The sequence below is a fragment of the Shewanella sp. 492 genome, from assembly GCF_059338445.1.
The window spans coordinates 2116925-2135071 of record NZ_CM181702.1 but is presented as its reverse complement, the minus strand read 5'-3'; the positions used below and the strand labels follow the sequence as shown (position 1 = coordinate 2135071).

The 18147-nt window shown below is 45.6% G+C and carries 16 protein-coding genes and 4 tRNA genes; 11 read left to right on the top strand and 9 right to left on the bottom strand.

The features are described 5' to 3' along the window. Positions 1–9 precede the first annotated feature (9 nt). From pgl to AC5YBX_RS09575, 6 genes are all read left to right on the top strand, one after another. Positions 10–708, top strand: coding sequence for a 6-phosphogluconolactonase (pgl, locus tag AC5YBX_RS09600; RefSeq protein ID WP_494523575.1), 699 nt, complete (start codon positions 10–12; stop codon positions 706–708). A gap of 9 nt (positions 709–717) precedes the next feature. After that, on the top strand, positions 718–2544 hold the full coding sequence (edd, locus tag AC5YBX_RS09595; RefSeq protein WP_494519031.1) for a phosphogluconate dehydratase: 1827 nt from the start codon (positions 718–720) through the stop codon (positions 2542–2544). 21 nt (positions 2545–2565) lie between these two features. Next, complete coding sequence (locus AC5YBX_RS09590; protein WP_494519032.1) at positions 2566–3207, top strand: bifunctional 4-hydroxy-2-oxoglutarate aldolase/2-dehydro-3-deoxy-phosphogluconate aldolase; 642 nt, start codon at positions 2566–2568, stop codon at positions 3205–3207. Positions 3208–3508: 301 nt separating this feature from the next. Next, the gene (gene dmeF / locus AC5YBX_RS09585) at positions 3509–4528 is read left to right on the top strand and encodes a CDF family Co(II)/Ni(II) efflux transporter DmeF (RefSeq protein ID WP_494523574.1); all 1020 of its coding nucleotides are present in this window, start codon (positions 3509–3511) and stop codon (positions 4526–4528) included. Beyond that, positions 4518–4937, top strand: a complete 420-nt coding sequence (locus AC5YBX_RS09580; RefSeq protein ID WP_494523573.1) for a MarR family winged helix-turn-helix transcriptional regulator — start codon at positions 4518–4520, stop codon at positions 4935–4937. Before dmeF ends, AC5YBX_RS09580 begins: the two co-directional genes overlap by 11 nt. Positions 4938–5393: 456 nt before the next feature. Continuing rightward, complete coding sequence (locus tag AC5YBX_RS09575) at positions 5394–6422, top strand: GGDEF domain-containing protein (protein WP_494519035.1); 1029 nt, start codon at positions 5394–5396, stop codon at positions 6420–6422. Positions 6423–6518: 96 nt separating this feature from the next. Here AC5YBX_RS09575 and AC5YBX_RS09570 read toward each other — a convergent pair whose 3' ends face one another. From AC5YBX_RS09570 to AC5YBX_RS09545, 6 genes are all read right to left on the bottom strand, one after another. Further along, entirely contained in the window at positions 6519–9218 is a 2700-nt protein-coding gene (locus AC5YBX_RS09570; RefSeq protein ID WP_494523572.1) for a bifunctional acetate--CoA ligase family protein/GNAT family N-acetyltransferase, read from the bottom strand. Positions 9219–9381: 163 nt separating this feature from the next. Next, positions 9382–9458: transfer RNA gene (locus AC5YBX_RS09565), tRNA-Met, on the bottom strand. 47 nt (positions 9459–9505) lie between these two features. Next, positions 9506–9582 (bottom strand) — tRNA-Val (locus tag AC5YBX_RS09560). A gap of 15 nt (positions 9583–9597) precedes the next feature. After that, positions 9598–9674 (bottom strand) — tRNA-Met (locus AC5YBX_RS09555). A 49-nt stretch (positions 9675–9723) separates the two neighbouring features. Next, positions 9724–9800 (bottom strand) — tRNA-Val (locus AC5YBX_RS09550). A gap of 167 nt (positions 9801–9967) precedes the next feature. Continuing rightward, positions 9968–11326 carry an MATE family efflux transporter gene (locus tag AC5YBX_RS09545; RefSeq protein ID WP_494519037.1) on the bottom strand — a complete coding sequence of 453 codons (1359 nt, stop codon included), beginning with the start codon at positions 11324–11326 and terminating at the stop codon, positions 9968–9970. A gap of 29 nt (positions 11327–11355) precedes the next feature. Here AC5YBX_RS09545 and AC5YBX_RS09540 point away from each other — a divergent pair, with 29 nt between their 5' ends. Beyond that, complete coding sequence (locus AC5YBX_RS09540) at positions 11356–11979, top strand: riboflavin synthase subunit alpha (protein ID WP_494519038.1); 624 nt, start codon at positions 11356–11358, stop codon at positions 11977–11979. 276 nt (positions 11980–12255) lie between these two features. Here the strand turns inward: AC5YBX_RS09540 and AC5YBX_RS09535 are convergent, their stop codons facing one another. Beyond that, on the bottom strand, positions 12256–12456 hold the full coding sequence (locus tag AC5YBX_RS09535) for a CPXCG motif-containing cysteine-rich protein (protein WP_110457704.1): 201 nt from the start codon (positions 12454–12456) through the stop codon (positions 12256–12258). Beyond that, entirely contained in the window at positions 12453–13193 is a 741-nt protein-coding gene (locus tag AC5YBX_RS09530; RefSeq protein WP_494519039.1) for an SDR family oxidoreductase, read from the bottom strand. Before AC5YBX_RS09530 ends, AC5YBX_RS09535 begins: the two co-directional genes overlap by 4 nt. A gap of 626 nt (positions 13194–13819) precedes the next feature. On the opposite strand from AC5YBX_RS09530, the gene thrS reads away from it, so the two are divergent. The 4 genes from thrS (at position 13820) to rplT (ending at position 16954) form a co-directional block, all read left to right on the top strand. Continuing rightward, complete coding sequence (gene thrS / locus AC5YBX_RS09525) at positions 13820–15748, top strand: threonine--tRNA ligase (protein WP_494519040.1); 1929 nt, start codon at positions 13820–13822, stop codon at positions 15746–15748. A 3-nt stretch (positions 15749–15751) separates the two neighbouring features. Further along, positions 15752–16294, top strand: a complete 543-nt coding sequence (infC, locus tag AC5YBX_RS09520; RefSeq protein ID WP_475516985.1) for a translation initiation factor IF-3 — start codon at positions 15752–15754, stop codon at positions 16292–16294. A gap of 87 nt (positions 16295–16381) precedes the next feature. Then, positions 16382–16576 (top strand): 50S ribosomal protein L35, encoded by a 195-nt coding sequence (gene rpmI, locus AC5YBX_RS09515; protein WP_011865828.1) that lies wholly within the window; start codon positions 16382–16384, stop codon positions 16574–16576. Between the two features lie 18 nt (positions 16577–16594). After that, on the top strand, positions 16595–16954 hold the full coding sequence (gene rplT / locus AC5YBX_RS09510; protein ID WP_011865827.1) for a 50S ribosomal protein L20: 360 nt from the start codon (positions 16595–16597) through the stop codon (positions 16952–16954). A 131-nt stretch (positions 16955–17085) separates the two neighbouring features. Here the strand turns inward: rplT and trxB are convergent, their stop codons facing one another. Further along, positions 17086–18039 (bottom strand): thioredoxin-disulfide reductase, encoded by a 954-nt coding sequence (trxB, locus tag AC5YBX_RS09505; protein ID WP_494519041.1) that lies wholly within the window; start codon positions 18037–18039, stop codon positions 17086–17088. Between the last annotated feature and the right edge of the window lie 108 nt (positions 18040–18147).

Below are 18147 nucleotides of genomic sequence, written 5' to 3'. Positions count from 1 at the left end.
GGAGTTGTCATGATTAAAGAATCAGTGTTTAAGTCGTTTGATAATAAAGCCGCGCTGGAACATCAGCTTGCCGAACGTATAGCCAATCAATTACAAGCGGCTATTGATGCCCGTGGTAAGGCAAGCCTCGTGGTTTCTGGTGGTTCGACACCCATAGCATTATTTGAGTTATTGAGCCATAAGGCTATTGAATGGGGTGATGTTTACATCACCTTGGCCGATGAGCGTTGGGTCGATACTGAATCAGATGACTCTAATGAACAGCTAGTTAGGCTGCATCTGTTACAGCACCGCGCAGCAGCGGCTAAATTTCGTGGACTAAAAAATATGTTCGCGACCCCAGAAGCCGGCGTTGATATGACGATTGAGCATTTAGCTAATTTCCCCAAGCCGTTTGATGTGGTGGTGTTAGGCATGGGTAACGATGGCCATACTTGTTCCTGGTTTCCTTGCGCCGCTGAAATCGAACAGGCACTGACCACTCAAGCCCTCTGTTTAGCGGTCAATCCAAGTACTGCGCCTCATGGACGCATGACCTTGTCTAAAAAAGCGGTGTTAGCTAGCCGTCAAATTTATTTACACATTGTCGGTGAACAAAAGTTAGCAGTTTACCGTCAAGCGCTCGAAAATGAAGACGAAAAAGCGATGCCTATCCGCGCCGTATTAGGCCAGCATAGCACGCCAGTCGATGTTTATTGGAGCGCCTAAGGAGTTATTATGCACGCAGTAGTCCAGTCAGTTACCGATAGAATTATCGCTCGAAGCCAGCATTCTCGTGCTCAGTATTTAGCCGCCCTTAATGAGGCTAAAATTAATGGGGTGCATCGCAGCAGTTTAAGTTGTGGCAATTTAGCCCACGGTTTTGCAGCCTGTAGCCCCACCGATAAGAGTGCCATTAAGGCATTGACCAAAGCAAACATCGGCATTGTCACGGCCTTTAATGACATGCTGTCGGCGCATCAGCCTTATGAGCATTATCCTCAGTTGCTAAAAGCGGCCTGCCAAGAAGTGGGCAGCGTTGCGCAAGTTGCAGGTGGCGTACCAGCCATGTGTGACGGGGTTACCCAAGGTCAACCAGGTATGGAGCTAAGTTTACTGAGCCGTGAAGTGATCGCGATGGCCACTGCCGTGGGTTTGTCACATAACATGTTTGATGGGGCATTATTGCTGGGTATTTGTGACAAAATCGTACCAGGGTTGCTCATCGGCGCCTTGAGTTTTGGTCACTTGCCAATGCTGTTTGTGCCAGCCGGGCCGATGAAGTCGGGGATCCCAAATAAAGAGAAAGCGCGTATTCGTCAGCAGTTTGCCCAAGGTCAAGTCGACAGAGCGGCGCTACTCGAAGCCGAGTCAAAGTCTTATCACAGCGCCGGCACTTGTACCTTTTACGGTACGGCTAACAGTAATCAGTTGATGCTTGAGGTGATGGGGCTGCAATTACCGGGGTCTTCGTTTGTTAATCCAGACGATCCACTGCGTGAAGCCTTAAACAAGATGGCGGCTAAGCAGGTTTGTCGTCTCACTGAGATGGGCACACAGTACACGCCTATCGGTGAAGTGGTGAACGAAAAATCGGTAGTTAACGGTATTGTTGCCTTACTTGCTACAGGTGGCTCAACCAATTTAACCATGCATATTGTGGCCGCTGCCCGCGCGGCCGGTATTATTGTTAATTGGGATGATTTTTCTGAGCTGTCCGATGCCGTACCGTTATTAGCACGTGTCTATCCTAATGGTCATGCTGATATTAACCATTTCCACGCCGCAGGCGGTATGGCGTTCTTGATCAAAGAGCTACTCGATGCAGGTTTACTGCACGAAGAGGTTAATACGGTAGCCGGTTTTGGTCTGCGTCGTTACACCCAAGAGCCTAAACTGATTGATAATGAACTGGTTTGGGTCGAGGGACCAAGTGAGTCGTTAGATCCTGAGGTGCTGACGAAAGTGGCACAGCCTTTCCAAGCCAATGGCGGCTTAAAACTGCTTAAGGGCAATCTAGGTCGTGCGGTGATAAAAGTCTCGGCGGTATCGCCCTCACATCGTGTGGTAGAAGCCCCAGCTATCGTCATAGACGATCAAAATAAGTTAGAAGCCTTATTTAAAGCCGGTGAGCTGGACAAAGATTGCGTTGTCGTCGTTAAGGGCCAAGGTCCTAAGGCGATAGGCATGCCTGAGTTACATAAGCTGACGCCCATTTTAGGCACATTGCAAGATAAAGGCTTTAAGGTTGCTTTGCTAACCGATGGGCGCATGTCTGGCGCATCGGGTAAAGTGCCCGCAGCTATTCACTTGACGCCAGAAGCCTTAGATGGTGGCATGATCGCTAAAGTCGAAAACGGCGATTTAATTCGCGTCGATGCCAATAGTGGTGAACTCACCTTGCTAGTAGATGAAACCGTGTTGTCGACCCGTGAGGCTGAGCGAGTTAACTTACGCAGCAGTAGTTACGGTATGGGGCGAGAACTGTTCTCGGCACTGCGATCTAACTTAAGTAGTCCTGAGACGGGTGCTCGTTGCACCACGACGATCGACGAAAATTATTAATCACTTAGGAAGACTAAAGCAATGGCTGAGAATAACTGGTCAATACAACCGCAAGATATTTTTAAACGTAGCCCAATCGTCCCTGTAATGGTGATTAATAAAATTGAAGATGCTGTGCCCTTAGCGCGGGCGCTGGTGGCGGGGGGGATCAGCGTATTAGAAGTGACACTGCGCACCCCTTGTGCATTAGAAGCGATCACTAAAATAGCCCAAGAAGTCCCTGAAGCACTGGTTGGTGCAGGCACTATTTTAAATAAAGAGCAGTTAAAGCAGGCTGTAGATGCAGGGGCTCAGTTTGTTATCACTCCAGGAGCCACCACTGAGTTGCTTAAAGCGGCGATGGAAGGGACTGTACCCTTGATCCCAGGTGTTGCCAGTATCTCTGAAGTGATGGAAGGAATGGCGCTGGGATACACCAATTTTAAGTTTTTTCCGGCAGAAGCTTCTGGTGGGGTTAATGCGTTGAAAGCTTTTTCTGGCCCATTAAGTAATATTCGTTTTTGCCCTACGGGTGGTATTACTCCCAGTAGCTATAAAGATTATTTGGCATTGGATAATGTGGATTGTATCGGTGGCAGCTGGATTGCACCAACAGATGCGATGGAGCAGGGCGACTGGGAGCGCATTACTCAATTGTGTAAAGAAGCTATCAGCGGCATTTAATTAACCGAGAATAGTTTGACGCTGATTGTTAAGCCACATAAAAAAACCTCTGCCATAGCAGAGGTTTTTTATGTGGGATTCCCCAACAACAGCACCGATAGTACTCAGATAGTTAATCACAATGGCCTGCACTTTACTTAACGCATGACTTTACCTAAGTCCAAGTATCTCCATGTGATAATTTACTTTGGTTGCTAATGTAAATTTAAGTAATAGGCTTGTTTTGCTGTTATTTTAGTTTGATAATCAAAGTATTCGAAAGACATACTATTTGTCAGCAATCTTACCGAGAAACTTACTTATGGCGAACCACAATGCCAAGCCTTGGCAACATAACCATCAATTTGCTCGTTTAAACACTGAGGGGGAGCGCAATACCCGTTATGTCTTGTATTTAACGCTAGTGACCATGGTGGCTGAAATTGTTGCTGGCACACTATATGGTTCGATGGCGTTATTGGCTGATGGTTGGCACATGGGTACCCATGCGGCAGCGTTTATGATCACCTTATTTGCTTATTACTACGCCAGAAAATACGCAGACGATCCTAAGTATGCTTTTGGTACAGGCAAGGTTGGTGTTCTCGGTGGATTCACCAGTGCCATTGCGCTAGGCCTAGTGGCATTACTTATGGTCGTAGAATCGGTTAGCCGCTTCTTGAATCCGGAGCAGATCCACTTTAATGAAGCCATATTGGTGGCTTTGCTGGGTCTAACCGTTAATGTGATATCGGCGTTGTTACTAAAAGATCATCACAGTCATAGTCACGATCATGTGCACAGTCATAAACATACCCATAATCTTGATGAACATGAGCAAAGCGAACATCATCACAGTGATGGGCCAAGTACAGCGCATGATCATAACTTACGTGCAGCTTATTTTCATGTGATGGCCGATGCGCTTACTTCACTCTTGGCTATCGGCGCGCTTTTATTCGCTAAGTACCTAGGATGGCAGTGGTTAGATCCTGCTATGGGCATTGTCGGTGCGGTCATTATTAGTCTCTGGGCTTGGGGTTTAGTTAAGCAAACTGCGCCGATTTTACTCGATGCCAGTATCGACGAAGCGTATTTACAGCAAATGGTTGATGCCGTAGAACAAGATGAGCAACATAGAGTGAGCGATATTCATGTTTGGCCTGTGAGTGCCAACCATCACGCTGCTATGGTCTCAATCGTTAGTCCACATCCCAAAGAGGTGGAGTATTTTAGGCAAAAACTAGCCTCATTTAAACGGATCGATCACCTCACCATTGAGGTGTTTACCTTAGCGGATGTGCAATCTTTCTCTGGAAGGACGGATGGTTATGGAGATTAATTATTGTAAATTAAGTCACGAGATTATTGAATTTTATGACAAGCTATCAGCGTGGGAACAGGGGGTCGTAAAAGACACTGGACATTCATTACAACAAATTCATGCCGTTGAAATTTTAGGAGTTAACGGAGTAATGCGCATGAAGGAGTTGGCTGAAAAAATGGGGGTCTCCACTGGTACGTTAACAGTACAGATAGATAAGATGGTGCATAGTGGCTTAGTTATGCGGCAAGTGCCTCAAAGTGATCGACGCGCTGTATTGGTTACACTAACGGCGGCTGGTGAAGCAATTTATAAACAACATGATGAATTACATCATCAATTGACCCAACTGTTAACGATAAAAATGAGTGACGATGAACGTCGTTGCTTATTAGGCTTGTTTAAGCGAATGAACCTTGAGTTTTAAGCTATATCAGTTCAGGTTTGCCATGTTGAGTTAGCGTGGACCTTGTTGCGCCTTGGCTCGCATCACACGACATTTTGTAGCGCTATCGACGTATTAACGCTTGCGTGGATAATGCCACAGCTTCTTCTTGTGTATAGCTTAAGTTATACATAAGTCGCGCGGTTTAAAGTTAATTTCAGCAATAAATGTTGCGTGTATTTTATTCGGCATTTGGTCATTCAATTTATGTGCTTGGCGTAATATTTATCCTTGTTTGGAGGGCTAAATTAACTTTGCACCGTAAGTTAGCAGTCGAGATAGAGAAAGCGCATGTGAGCGCAACAAGTTAGTAACAAAGTTGCTGCGTAACTACAGATAATTGTTTATGGTGGTGGTCAGGTTAATCGCAGGCTAAGACTGGCTTCTATAACAGTGGGTTTCCCCTGTGATCTCGCAACTAATCAATGGCAATAGTGAATGAATTTAGCGCAACACCTTTCTGAAACGGAACTTTCAGCGAAAATTTTACGGCATGCAGTCCCCCGCATGTCTGAACTTAGTATTCCCGTAACACCCGATAACTACGCTGTATGGTATGAGTATTTTCGTGGTGTAAACCTTGATTTAAAGCGTGCTATAGATGGATTGCTATCAAGTAAAATAGCTTTTACCCGAGATATTAATAGCAATTTACATAGCCGATTTATTCAAGAACAATCACCCAAAGTGATGCAAACGGTACAGGTTGAAACCCAGTTATTGATCAATACATTGATGACTAAGTTGTCTTTGCTCACCGAAGGTACAGCGAAGTTTGGCCAGAGCCTGAACGATTTTAGTCATGATCTACAATTGTCACCGGATCAAAAAAGCTTGGGCACACTCATCGATGCACTAGCCGAAGAAGTCAGTACTGTTGTACAGAGCAATCAGCAGATGGAGCAGAGTTTATCTATGATGAGTCAAGAGATTGTTGACCTCAAGTCTGAGATGCAAAACTTAAACTTGGTGGCAATGACTGATCAACTGACCTCTTTATATAATCGCCGTGCCTTCGATGAAGAGTTACTGACTCATATTCAATATTTTAAACAACATAATACTCATAGCAGTTTATTGATTATCGATATCGATAATTTTAAACAATTTAATGATCTCCACGGTCATCTGGTTGGCGATAAAGTGCTGGTTTATATAGCGCTGGCCCTGAAACAAGGTGTTCGAGGTGAAGATTTTGTGGCGCGTTATGGTGGTGAGGAGTTTGTGGTGTTGCTGCCAGATACTGATCAAGCAGGTGCCATGGTGGTGGCCGAGTTACTGCGAACTCGCATTGCCGAGCGGCGTTTGAGTATAGGTAAAGATAATAAGTTGTCCCTTGGCGCCATTACGGTATCTGTTGGGGTGGCTAGTTTACGCAGTGGTGATGATAGAGATAGCTATTTTATCCGTGCCGATGAATCACTGTATCGAGCCAAGTCTGCGGGACGTAACTGTGTTAAAGGTTAAGGTTGGGAGAAAGGGCTAGGTTTGTAAGGGTGCTGTTATTTGTATTGTCATCTACAGCAACCCTCATGTTATGTAATTTGCTATGTCACTAATTAGCTATTCACTTGGCTTTAATTGCATATCCATCTTGATTAAGCGTTCATCCATATCAAAGGTCACTGTAAAGCCAAGGTTCTTGGCTAGACTTGCCATATTACGATTTTCAAACATGGTAAACCCGGTTAATACTTGGGTATCATTGGCCTTGTAATAGGCTATCAACTTTTCGAGGAGCAGTTTACCCAAACCAATTCCTTGATGGTCGCTGCGAACCGCCATGGCGAACTCAGCTTCGGTATTATCAGGATCGATAGAGGCTCGTACGGCACCTAAAGTGATATCTTCCCCGTCAGGCCCTTTAGTCGTGGCAATAAACGCCATCTCTCTGGCGTAATCAATCTGAGTTAATACAGCCATCTCCTCATGGGTCATCTTAGATCGCACCCCAAAATAACGCTTATATCTGTCTTCGTCAGAGAGGGAGTTATCAAAGGCTAAATGTTTGGGTTCATCTTCAGGCAATATGGGCCGCAGCATGATCTCTAGGCCATTTTTTAATCTAGCGCGTTGCTCTAACTCTTTAGGGTATGGGCAGATCGCCAGACGATTACTGTTATCCACAACCCCCTCTTGCAGCTGGATGTTCACATCAAGCAGGGTGATTTGTTCTCCGGCGCACAGTACCGGATTGAGATCTAAGCCCGCTATTTCGGGGCAATCGATGATCAAGTGAGATATTTGCGTCAACATCACGCACAGGGCGTTCATGTCGAGCCCTAGGGGTAAGTGTCTGTCTTTGAGTTTGTGGGTCTTTAATGCTTGGATCACCATATAACGTGCCAAGGTCATGTTCAGCGGGGGCAGTGCCACCACAGCATCGGTGCTGGGTTGCCATTCTGAGCCACCTTCACCAAGTAAAATGGCCGGACCGAAAACAGCATCGTTGATCACCGCCACCCGGATCTCCTGAGCTCCAGCGGTAAGCGCCATCTTTTGCACTATCATACCTTCAATAATGGCATCGGGATTTAAGCTATGCACACGGCCGATGATGGCATCGGCTGCTTGCATCAACTCATTACGAGTCGTTAAGTTGAGTATGACACCGTGCACGTCTGATTTATGATGAATATCAGGTGATTGCACTTTTAATGCGACAGGGTAGCCTATTTGATCAGCAAGTTCAGCAGCCTGCTGCGCCGAAGTGGCGAAATGGGTTTCGATGGTATTAAGGCCATAGGCGCTCATTATCGCTGTCGCTTCGTGGGTCTCGAGCACTTGTTTATGTTTAGCTAAGGCTTGACCTAAGAGTTGCCGCGCCAGCTCGGCATCGGTGGGAATATTATCGGGGATAGACTGAGGGACTTCTTGTAATAACTTTTGGTTGCGGCGGTATTCCACCATGTGCATAAAGGCCCCCACGGCACCTTCTGATGTTCTATAGGTTGGGATCCCCGCACGGTTAAAGCATCTGCGCCCCGCATAAGCTGAATCTTCGCCACTCCAATTGGTAAGCACATTGATGCGATTACAATTAGGGTGAGAGGCGATTAACGTCGCTATACGCTCGGCAATTTCCACGCTATCACCCAGCGCCGACGGCGAGTGCAATACTAAAATCGCATCGGCAATATCGGCATTCATTAAGATGTTTAAACATTGAGTGTAGCGCTCTGCATCGGCATCACCGCCAATATCAACCGGATTTTGTCCAGACCATGTGCTCGGCAGCACAGCGTTAAGGGCTTCAGTGGTGACTTGATCCAGCTGCGCAGCTTTACCGCCGCTTAACATCAGTTGATCGAGTGCAAGTACCGCAGGGCCACCGCCGTTAGTCATAATGGCGAGACGTTCGCCTTCTAAAGCTGAAGAGTGGGCTAGGGTTTCAACGGCGGCAAATAACTCAATTAGGTCGTTAACCCTCAACATACCCGCACGTCTAAAAGCGGCCTCATAGACGGCATCATTACCACCAATCCCACCCGTATGTAATTTGGCGGCAGTGGTGCCTTCTAAGCTCCGTCCCGACTTAATCACTAAAATCGGTTTATTACGTGCGGCGGCTCTAGCAGCAGATAAAAAATGGCGCTTCTCATTGATAGAGTCGACATAGAGCAAAATGGCTGTGGTGCGAGAGTCTCGGCCGAGAAAATCCAGTAATTCGTCAAAGTCGATATCGGTAGCATCACCTAAGGAGATAAAAGAGGAAAATCCGATCCCCTTGTTATTAGCCCAGTCCAATACCGTCGTACATATGGCGGCCGATTGTGACACAAAGGCGATTTTTCCTGGCAGGGCGCTAGTGTGGGCTAAACTGGCATTGAGCCCTAAATTGGGCAGTATCATGCCCAAACTATTTGGGCCCAATAAACGCATACCATAGCGCTTTGCGTATTGGCGGGTTAACGCCAATAAATTATTGCCTTCATCATCGCTTTGCATCGCCATACCAGAGGCATTAATAATGGCCACTTTACATCCAAATTGAGCCAGTCGCTCAACAATGGCGGGCACGCGGGCGGCGGCGGTGCAGATAATCGCGAGATCGGGCTTTAAGGGTAATGATTCGATATTGGGGTAAGCTAACACACCGAGCACGGCTTCATACTTTGGGGTGACGGGCATGATTGGCCCTGAGAAGCCCCCTGACAAAAGGTTGCGCATTACGACATTACCAGCTCGTTTTTTTCCATTAGATGCACCAATAATGGCCACCGATTTGGGCTTAAATAAAGAGTGTAATGTACGCTGACTCATGCTGAGCTCCAATTGCTATTTATCCCTTAGCAGTGTAACTCAATTGATTATTTTTTCTCTAAGATTTTAGTAGGATAAGTATTAGTTATAGTGAGCGAGTTGGGGGGGCTGGTGATTTTTAGGTACAAAAAAACCAGCTTGCGCTGGCTTATCACTTTAAAATTGGTTGCGGGAGCCGGATTTGAACCGACGACCTTCGGGTTATGAGCCCGACGAGCTACCATACTGCTCCATCCCGCGTCCGTATTTTAAGTATTACAGTTGTTTTATTTCTACTGTAAAAGAAATGGTACAACCGAGTGGATTCGAACCACCGACCCCTACCATGTCAAGGTAGTGCTCTAACCAACTGAGCTACGGTTGTATCGCAATTTAAAATTGGTTGCGGGAGCCGGATTTGAACCGACGACCTTCGGGTTATGAGCCCGACGAGCTACCATACTGCTCCATCCCGCGTCCGTATTTTCAGTGCTTATCGCTCTTTTACTTCTGCCATAAAAAGAAGTGGTACAACCGAGTGGATTCGAACCACCGACCCCTACCATGTCAAGGTAGTGCTCTAACCAACTGAGCTACGGTTGTATTGTTGTTTGGCTGTTGCCATCGAACGAGCGCTATATTAAGGGGGATCTCACTGTTGTTGCAAGTAAAAAAAACAATTTTTTGCTTAAGCGGCGATTTGCTGTGCAACTTGTGGTTTTATCCTCCAAGATGGTGACCTTATCGTCACCATCTTGGCATTCTAGGGGTTATAGCTGACTGACGGCAGCGCGATGTGTTTGAATATACTTAAGGCGTAATGCGAATAGTAGCGCTGCCGAAGTCAGACCTGCAATCAGGCCAATCCAAAAACCATGTGCGCCCATTGCGGGCACAATAAGGTTCGTTTGGGCCAACAAGTAACCCAATACCATGCCGATAGCCCAGTACGACACTAACGTAATGTAAAACGCACTGCGCGTATCTTTATATCCCCTTAATGCTCCTGCAGCGACCACTTGCACCGAGTCTGATAGCTGATATAAAGCGGCTAAAAACATCAGGCTGCCTGCAAGTGTGACCACTTCAGGGTTGTTGTTATAAAGGAGTGCAATTTGAGTTCTAAAGGCGACCGTGATTATGGCGGTGACTACGGCCAATGAAAAAGCAATGATCAATCCTACTTTAGTTACCAGTTTGGCAACGACCTCTTTTTCTTGCCCTAGGTAATAACCCACCCGAATCGATACGGCAATACCAATTGACAGTGGCAACATAAATACGATCGATGAGAAGTTAAGGGCGATCTGATGACCTGCAACGACGTTAGCGCCCATAGGGGCGAGTAATAGCGCGATAATAGCAAACAGGCTGACCTCGAAGAACAACGCCATCGCAATCGGCATACCATGTTTGGTCATGGTCCAAATGGTTGACCAATTGGGGCGATGAAATGCGCTGAAGGGCGCCAGCTGTTTGAAGTGTGAATGCAGCTGCATATAAATAGTCATCGCAATTAACATGGCCCAGAAGACCAGTGCCGTCGCGATACCACAGCCAGCGCCGCCCATGGCGGGAACACCAAAGTGGCCATAGATAAAGATATAGTTGGCTGGAATATTGACCGCGAGCCCAACAAATCCGATGATCATCGTTGGTAAGGTGTAAGAGATCCCTTCACTGCATCCTCGTAGGACTTGATACAATACAAAGGCGGGCACACCCCATGCAAATCCATAGAGATATTCCACACTTAAGGCGGCAAGCTCTGGCTCTAAGCCCATCCATTTAAAGATCTGTGGCGCAAAAAACAGGAAGGAGATAACCACAAGGCTGCCAATTATGGCAATATAGGCGGCCTGAAACGCAATTGGTTGAATCGCTTTTTGATCGTTCGCACCATGATGATGGGCAAATACCGGGGTAAAGGCCATCAGTAGGCCTTGCACGAATAACAGGGCGGGTAACCAGAGACTCCCCCCGATAGCGACTGCGGCCATATCGACTGCACTGACCCGACCTGCCATCACAGTATCGATAAAGCCCATCATGGTTTGAGTGACTTGAGCGATAAGCACTGGTAGCGCTAAATGAACGAGTTTTTTGGCTTGAAAGCCGAATTGATTCATGGATAAAACCTTAATACAGCGAGTAAAATATGTTTACAGGTATTGTTCAAGCCACATGCAATGTTGTGGCGATTACTAAAAAAAATGGACTCAATACGATCGAAATCGCTTTCCCTTCACATCTTATACAGGGATTAGTGACTGGGGCGAGCGTCGCCACCAATGGCGTTTGCCTCACGGTGACTAAGGTTGCTGATGATAGGGTGTTTTTTGATGTAATGGAAGAGACATTAAAGGTCACTAATTTGACAAGCTTAAACGCAGGTTCGCAGGTGAATATCGAACGTTCACTCACCTTTGGCAGTGAGATTGGTGGGCATATACTATCGGGTCATGTCCATACACAGGCGTTGATCACTGACGTTAGCCATACCGAGCAACATTTTGACCTCACGTTAGAGGTTGATCCTAAGTGGATGAATTATATTCTTTACAAAGGCTTTGTCGGTGTAAACGGCTGTAGTCTAACGGTAGGGGAAGTGACAGAGAACAGCTTTAAGTTGCACCTGATTCCTGAAACCTTGGCATTAACCAACCTCAGTGAATGCAAGCAAGGTGACCGACTTAATATTGAAATAGACAGTCAAACCCAAGCGATTGTTGATACCGTTGAGCGGGTACTAGCCAAACGTTTTGCTGAGCAGACCAACTAGGGCATAATCGGTAGCATCGCAGTGGCCAGCCTGTTGCTAGCCTGTTGCTAGCCACTGCGCTTACATTCTGGCGGTTAACACGTTGCGTTATAAGTCATTCATATGTCGTCATTGAGATAATCTTACCGAGCTTAACGCGAGTTTCGCATTATTTCGTCACCTAGCTACAAATTTACTATCCTCGTTACATACCCTGCTCACTATGCTAATGACTCTGGCGCAAGCCCTATTATCAAGCTGCGAGGATTAACTTGAACCGTGCAAGTATTCAAGGACTTAGTAGACTTGCTCATCATCTGAGTCAATATATAGCTCCACCCTATGTTGAGCAGCATCAACGTGGGTACGCATATGGATGGGGTTGCAGCAGACACGGCAGTCATCGTAATAGTCCTGATCGCCACAGCTAATGTCGATATTAATATGTTGATGATGGCCGCAATGGGGGCAGCTGATCACTTTGTCTATAATTCTCATCCGTCGGCTCCTTGGTAACCTGTTGCGCTGCGACCACCATCTACTGCGATCACTTGACCTGTAATATAGTGCGCATCAATTAAAAAGTTTACTGCGTGGGCAATATCTTCAACGCTGCCACAGCGTCGTAGTGGGATCTGCGTTAATACTTGCGCTTGAGCAGCATCATTAGCCTGCTCTGGCCATAGTATCGCACCGGGAGAGACCCCATTTACGCGCACTTTTGCGCCAAGTTCTTGTGCTAATGAATAGGTCGCCATCTTTAACGCAGCTTTCGACATTGAGTATAGTCCATGGCCTAATAATGGCCTGTCTGCGTGGATATCTATTAAGTTAATCACACAGCCCTGATTGTCAGCCAAAAGGCGCTTTACCCCTTGTACGATAAGGTAGGGTGCCATTAGGTTTACCGATAATAGGCTGGTTAAAGCCTGGTGATCGATAACTGACTTATCGGTAGTAAATAACGATGCGTTATTGATAACGACTTTTAAGGTGGGACATTGCTGTGAGACTTGTTCGATAAGTTGTGCTATCTCTTGAGCTTGGCTCAAATCGGCTTGGAATAATCGACAGGAATTTGCTCTACTGCCATTGAGTTGATCGCAAACCGCTTCAGCATTGGACTTTGAGCGTGAATAGTGCAGCGCTATGTTGTAGCCTAATTGGTGTAGATGTAACGCAACGGCCCGACCTATTCGCTGTGCACCGCCTGTAATTAGCACCCAATGATTCATGTTTAATGACGTCCTACGTTATTCCAATATCCAATGACAAAGCATAACAGGCTGGGTGGCTTAGTCGTTAGCTATTACCGAGTTGATGTTACCACTAAGTAGATTATCGATAAGCACGAGCAATGGTCAGCCGCCTTCTAGGTTGCAACTGTTTATTATAGGCCTATCTATATTAGGTCTAGCTAGAGACCAAGCGCTCAATTTATCGTGTTGCATCAATTGTGGTTAAAGTAAGGTCACTTGCCATGTCTTTGGTAGGCCTATGGTTGATGATGTAAAAAACTAAAATGATACATTCAAAAGTGGAAGGCATGCGATAGGTCGTGATGATTTTACACCTGTAAACAGCTTCTAGAATAAGGGTTATCTGAGTAAAGTAATGGCATGACAGCTAAATGTCACCTACGGAAGCTAACGGATAGCAATTACAGGTACAGTTTTTTAGGACGTTGAGTCGAGTCAGACCTGCTTTGCTCTTGCGGTTTGTAGCTCAGCCCCCTAAAATAACCGCCTTGCATTGAAGAACCCCAAAACTTTAGTAATGTTTTGCTCTTCAGATGCTTATTTCTTTTGACTTACTAACCAAGTGGCCCTACGTGGGGGTCACCACTGGATAAGGAATTTTCATGCCTGTTATTACACTTCCTGATGGAAGCAAACGTGAGTTTGCCCATGCCGTATCTACACTTGATGTCGCCGCTGATATCGGTCCAGGTCTTGCCAAAGCCTGTATCGCAGGACGCGTTAATGGTGAGCTCAAAGATGCTTGTGACCTGATTGAATCAGATGCGGAACTTGCGATCATCACAGCCAAAGATGAAGAGGGCGTTGAGATATTACGTCACTCGTGTGCGCATCTATTAGGTCATGCCATTAAGCAGATGTGGCCAGAGACCAAGATGGCAATTGGACCTGTGATCGACAACGGTTTTTACTATGATATCGATCTTGATCATAAGTTGACCGACGATGATGTCGCCGAGCTAGAAAAACGCATGTTGGCGCTAGCAAAAACCGATTATAAAGTGATTAAGCGCGTAGTGAGCTGGCAAGAGGCACGCGACACGTTTGAGTCGCGCGGTGAAGTGTATAAGATGGCAATTTTGGATGAGAACATCAGCAAAGATGATTCGCCAGCACTTTATCATCACGAAGAATATATCGACATGTGTCGCGGACCTCATGTACCGAACATGAAGTTTTGTCATCACTTTAAGTTAATGAGTGTGGCCGGTGCTTACTGGCGCGGTAACTCTGACAATAAAATGTTACAACGTGTCTACGGTACAGCATGGGCCGATAAAAAAGCATTAAAGACCCACCTGACTCGCCTAGAAGAAGCGGCTAAACGCGACCATCGTAAAATTGGTAAGCAACTTGATTTGTACCATATGCAAGAAGAAGCACCGGGAATGGTGTTTTGGCACAATGATGGTTGGAGTCTATTCTTAGAATTAGAAAAGTTCATTCGCCAAAAGTTAGGCCAATATACTTATCAAGAAGTGAAAGGTCCATTAATGATGGATCGCGTACTTTGGGAACGCAGTGGTCATTGGGATAAATATTCTGAGGCAATGTTTACGACGCAATCAGAAAATCGTGAATATGCGGTTAAACCGATGAACTGTCCAGGTCATGTGCAGATTTTTAACCAAGGTTTAAAATCATACCGTGATCTCCCTTTACGTATGGCTGAGTTTGGCTGCTGTCATCGTAACGAGCCATCCGGCTCTTTACATGGCTTGATGCGCGTACGTGGTTTTACTCAAGATGATGCGCATATCTTCTGTACCGAAGAACAAGTGCAGCAAGAAGTTAGCGCCTGTATCAAGATGGTTTACGATACCTATGAAACATTCGGTTTCAAAGATATCGTGGTCAAGTTGTCGACGCGCCCAGAGAAACGTATTGGCGATGACGAGATGTGGGATCGTGCCGAACAAGCATTAATGGACGCATTGCAGGCAAATGAGATTGAATATGAGATTTTGCCAGGCGAAGGTGCCTTCTATGGCCCTAAAATTGAATTTACATTGCATGATTGCTTAGACAGAGCGTGGCAATGTGGTACAGTGCAGCTCGATTACGCACTGCCGGGCCGTTTAGGGGCAACTTATGTTGCCGAAGACAATAGTCGTCAAACGCCAGTGATGATCCATCGTGCTATTTTAGGCTCCTTAGAGCGCTTCCTTGGCATTTTGATTGAGGAATATGCGGGTAAATTCCCAACATGGCTTGCACCTGTGCAGGCTGTTGTAATGAATATTACCGATAAACAATCGAATTATGTGGATGAAGTTGTCAATTTATTCAAAGATCAGGGAATTCGAGCTTCGAAAGACTTGAGGAATGAGAAGATAGGCTTTAAAATACGCGAACACACACTAAGGCGTGTCCCCTATCTATTGGTCGTTGGTGACCAAGAAATGGAAAATAGGGAAGTAGCGGTGCGAACCAGAGATGGTGTTGACTTGGGTAAAATGCGAATCGAAGATTTTGCTGCCAAAGTCAAACAACAAATTTCGCTCCGTAGTCTAAAAATGTTGGAGGAATAGGTCATAAAGATCAAAAAAACAGATGCGCGCAAAGCAGCGGCAAATAGAATTAACGAACTCATTGTAGGCGTATCAGAGGTACGTTTAAGTGGGTTAGATGGTGAAGTTATCGGTATTGTCAGCCTCAAGGAAGCTCAAGAGCTTGCAGACGAAGCTGGTGCTGATCTGGTAGAGATTAGCCCTAATGCTGAGCCGCCTGTATGTCGTATTATGGACTACGGGAAGTTCATTTTTGAGAAAGGGAAAGCTCAAAAAGAACAAAAGAAGAAGCAAAAACAGATACAGGTGAAGGAAATTAAATTCCGTCCCGGTACTGATGAAAACGACTATCAGGTAAAACTACGCAACCTGACGCGTTTTCTAAATGACGGCGACAAAGCGAAAGTTACGCTGCGTTTCCGTGGTCGCGAGATGGCTCACCAGAGTCTTGGTATGAATCTTTTGAATCGTATTAAAGATGACTTGGCTGAGATAGCAGTTGTTGAGTCCTTTCCAAAAATGGAAGGACGTCAGGCTGTGATGGTACTTGCGCCGAAAAAGAAATAGTAAGGCAACCATAAAAAGTAGCAGAGACCTTTTTAGGGACTCTGCTCGCCTTGCGTTTTATTAATGTCCCAATGCGGAGTTTTAGCAATGCCTAAAATGAAAACAGACAAGGGTGTACAAAAGCGTTTTAAGAAAACCGCTAACGGTTTTAAGCGCAAACAAGCCCATTTACGTCATATTTTGACAAAGAAGAGCACTAAGCGTAAACGTCACTTACGTGCAAAATGTTTAGTTGCAAAGTCTGATGTGCCAGCAATCGCACGTCAACTACCATACGCTTAATTAAAGGAGTAAAGAACAATGCCTAGAGTTAAGCGTGGTGTAACCGCTCGTGCTCGTCACAAGAAAGTACTTAAACTAGCCAAAGGTTATTACGGAGCTCGCTCACGTACTTACCGTGTTGCAAAGCAAGCCGTAACTAAAGCTGGTCAATATGCTTACCGTGACCGTCGTCAAAAGAAACGTCAATTCCGTCAACTATGGATTGCACGTATCAATGCGGCTTCTCGTCAAAATGGTCTGTCTTATAGCCGTTTCATCAACGGTCTTAAGAAAGCGTCTATCGAAATCGATCGTAAGATTTTGGCTGACATCGCTGTATTCGACAAAGTTGTATTTGCAACTTTAGTTGAAAAAGCAAAAGAAGCATTAGCTAAGTAATTAGTATGTATTGCTTAGAAAAGGGGCCTTAGGGCCCCTTTTTTTATTTTAGATCTGTATTGATATTAGTCTCTGAATTTTAGAGACAAAAAAAGCAGACTATGTCTGCTTTTTTTCATTATGGTTGTCGGTTATTTCAATGCATCTAAATATCTTTCGGCATCGAGTGCAGCCATACAACCCGTACCGGCAGAAGTGATCGCTTGACGATAATGTTGATCCATTACATCGCCTGCGGCAAATACACCCTCAATACTGGTTTGAGTCGCATTGCCATCTAAACCACTTTGTACTTTGATGTAACCGTTGTTCATCTCGAGTTGCCCTGCAAACATCTCAGTGTTTGGCTTGTGACCAATGGCAACAAAAACGCCCATCACTTCCAGATCTGTGATTGAACCATCTTTGGTGCTCTTCATCTTGAGGCCAGTAACACCCATATTATCACCAACGACTTCCTCTAAGGTATTGTCCAGATGAAGGATGATGTTGCCGTTCTCAACTTTATCCATTAAGCGTTTGGTTAGGATCTTTTCCGAGCGGAAGCTGTCACGACGATGGATAAGATGAACTTCAGAAGCAATATTACTCAGGTAAAGCGCTTCTTCAACAGCTGTATTACCGCCGCCAATCACAGCCACTTTTTGGTTACGATAGAAGAAACCATCACACGTTGCACAGGCAGAAACCCCTTTACCTTTAAATGCTTCTTCTGATTCAAGTCCCAAGTACATAGCTGATGCACCGGTTGAGATGATTAAAGCATCACAGGTGTACTCACCACTGTCACCTTTCAATTGGAAAGGGCGCACCTGTAGATTTACTTCATTGATATGATCGAATACGATTTCAGTGTCGAACTTCTCTGCATGCTTTTGCATCCGATCCATTAATGCTGGACCAGTAAGATCATCAGCATCACCAGGCCAGTTTTCAACTTCAGTCGTGGTGGTCAACTGACCACCTTGTTGCATCCCGGTGATCATTACAGGCTTCAAGTTGGCTCTAGCTGCATATACGGCTGCAGTATATCCGGCGGGTCCAGAACCCAAAATTAGTAAGTTACAGTGTCTAGCTTGGCTCATCTTTCTCTCCGTGCCTTTAGCGAATTGCAGCGATTGTAGGGAATTTAATGGTGAGGGTAAAGGCAATCTTTTAGATTGACCTAATCGAAAAAGGGAGCCCAAAGGCTC

What these genes read in the sequence shown, in the direction of transcription:
- pgl (WP_494523575.1), top strand. Translation starts at nt 10, where the DNA reads ATGATTAAAGAATCAGTGTTTAAGTCGTTTGATAATAAAGCCGCGCTG.
- edd (WP_494519031.1), top strand. Translation starts at nt 718, where the DNA reads ATGCACGCAGTAGTCCAGTCAGTTACCGATAGAATTATCGCTCGAAGC.
- AC5YBX_RS09590 (WP_494519032.1), top strand. Translation starts at nt 2,566, where the DNA reads ATGGCTGAGAATAACTGGTCAATACAACCGCAAGATATTTTTAAACGT.
- dmeF (WP_494523574.1), top strand. Translation starts at nt 3,509, where the DNA reads ATGGCGAACCACAATGCCAAGCCTTGGCAACATAACCATCAATTTGCT.
- AC5YBX_RS09580 (WP_494523573.1), top strand. Translation starts at nt 4,518, where the DNA reads ATGGAGATTAATTATTGTAAATTAAGTCACGAGATTATTGAATTTTAT.
- AC5YBX_RS09575 (WP_494519035.1), top strand. Translation starts at nt 5,394, where the DNA reads ATGAATTTAGCGCAACACCTTTCTGAAACGGAACTTTCAGCGAAAATT.
- AC5YBX_RS09570 (WP_494523572.1), bottom strand. Translation starts at nt 9,218, where the DNA reads ATGAGTCAGCGTACATTACACTCTTTATTTAAGCCCAAATCGGTGGCC.
- AC5YBX_RS09545 (WP_494519037.1), bottom strand. Translation starts at nt 11,326, where the DNA reads ATGAATCAATTCGGCTTTCAAGCCAAAAAACTCGTTCATTTAGCGCTA.
- AC5YBX_RS09540 (WP_494519038.1), top strand. Translation starts at nt 11,356, where the DNA reads ATGTTTACAGGTATTGTTCAAGCCACATGCAATGTTGTGGCGATTACT.
- AC5YBX_RS09535 (WP_110457704.1), bottom strand. Translation starts at nt 12,456, where the DNA reads ATGAGAATTATAGACAAAGTGATCAGCTGCCCCCATTGCGGCCATCAT.
- AC5YBX_RS09530 (WP_494519039.1), bottom strand. Translation starts at nt 13,193, where the DNA reads ATGAATCATTGGGTGCTAATTACAGGCGGTGCACAGCGAATAGGTCGG.
- thrS (WP_494519040.1), top strand. Translation starts at nt 13,820, where the DNA reads ATGCCTGTTATTACACTTCCTGATGGAAGCAAACGTGAGTTTGCCCAT.
- rpmI (WP_011865828.1), top strand. Translation starts at nt 16,382, where the DNA reads ATGCCTAAAATGAAAACAGACAAGGGTGTACAAAAGCGTTTTAAGAAA.
- rplT (WP_011865827.1), top strand. Translation starts at nt 16,595, where the DNA reads ATGCCTAGAGTTAAGCGTGGTGTAACCGCTCGTGCTCGTCACAAGAAA.
- trxB (WP_494519041.1), bottom strand. Translation starts at nt 18,039, where the DNA reads ATGAGCCAAGCTAGACACTGTAACTTACTAATTTTGGGTTCTGGACCC.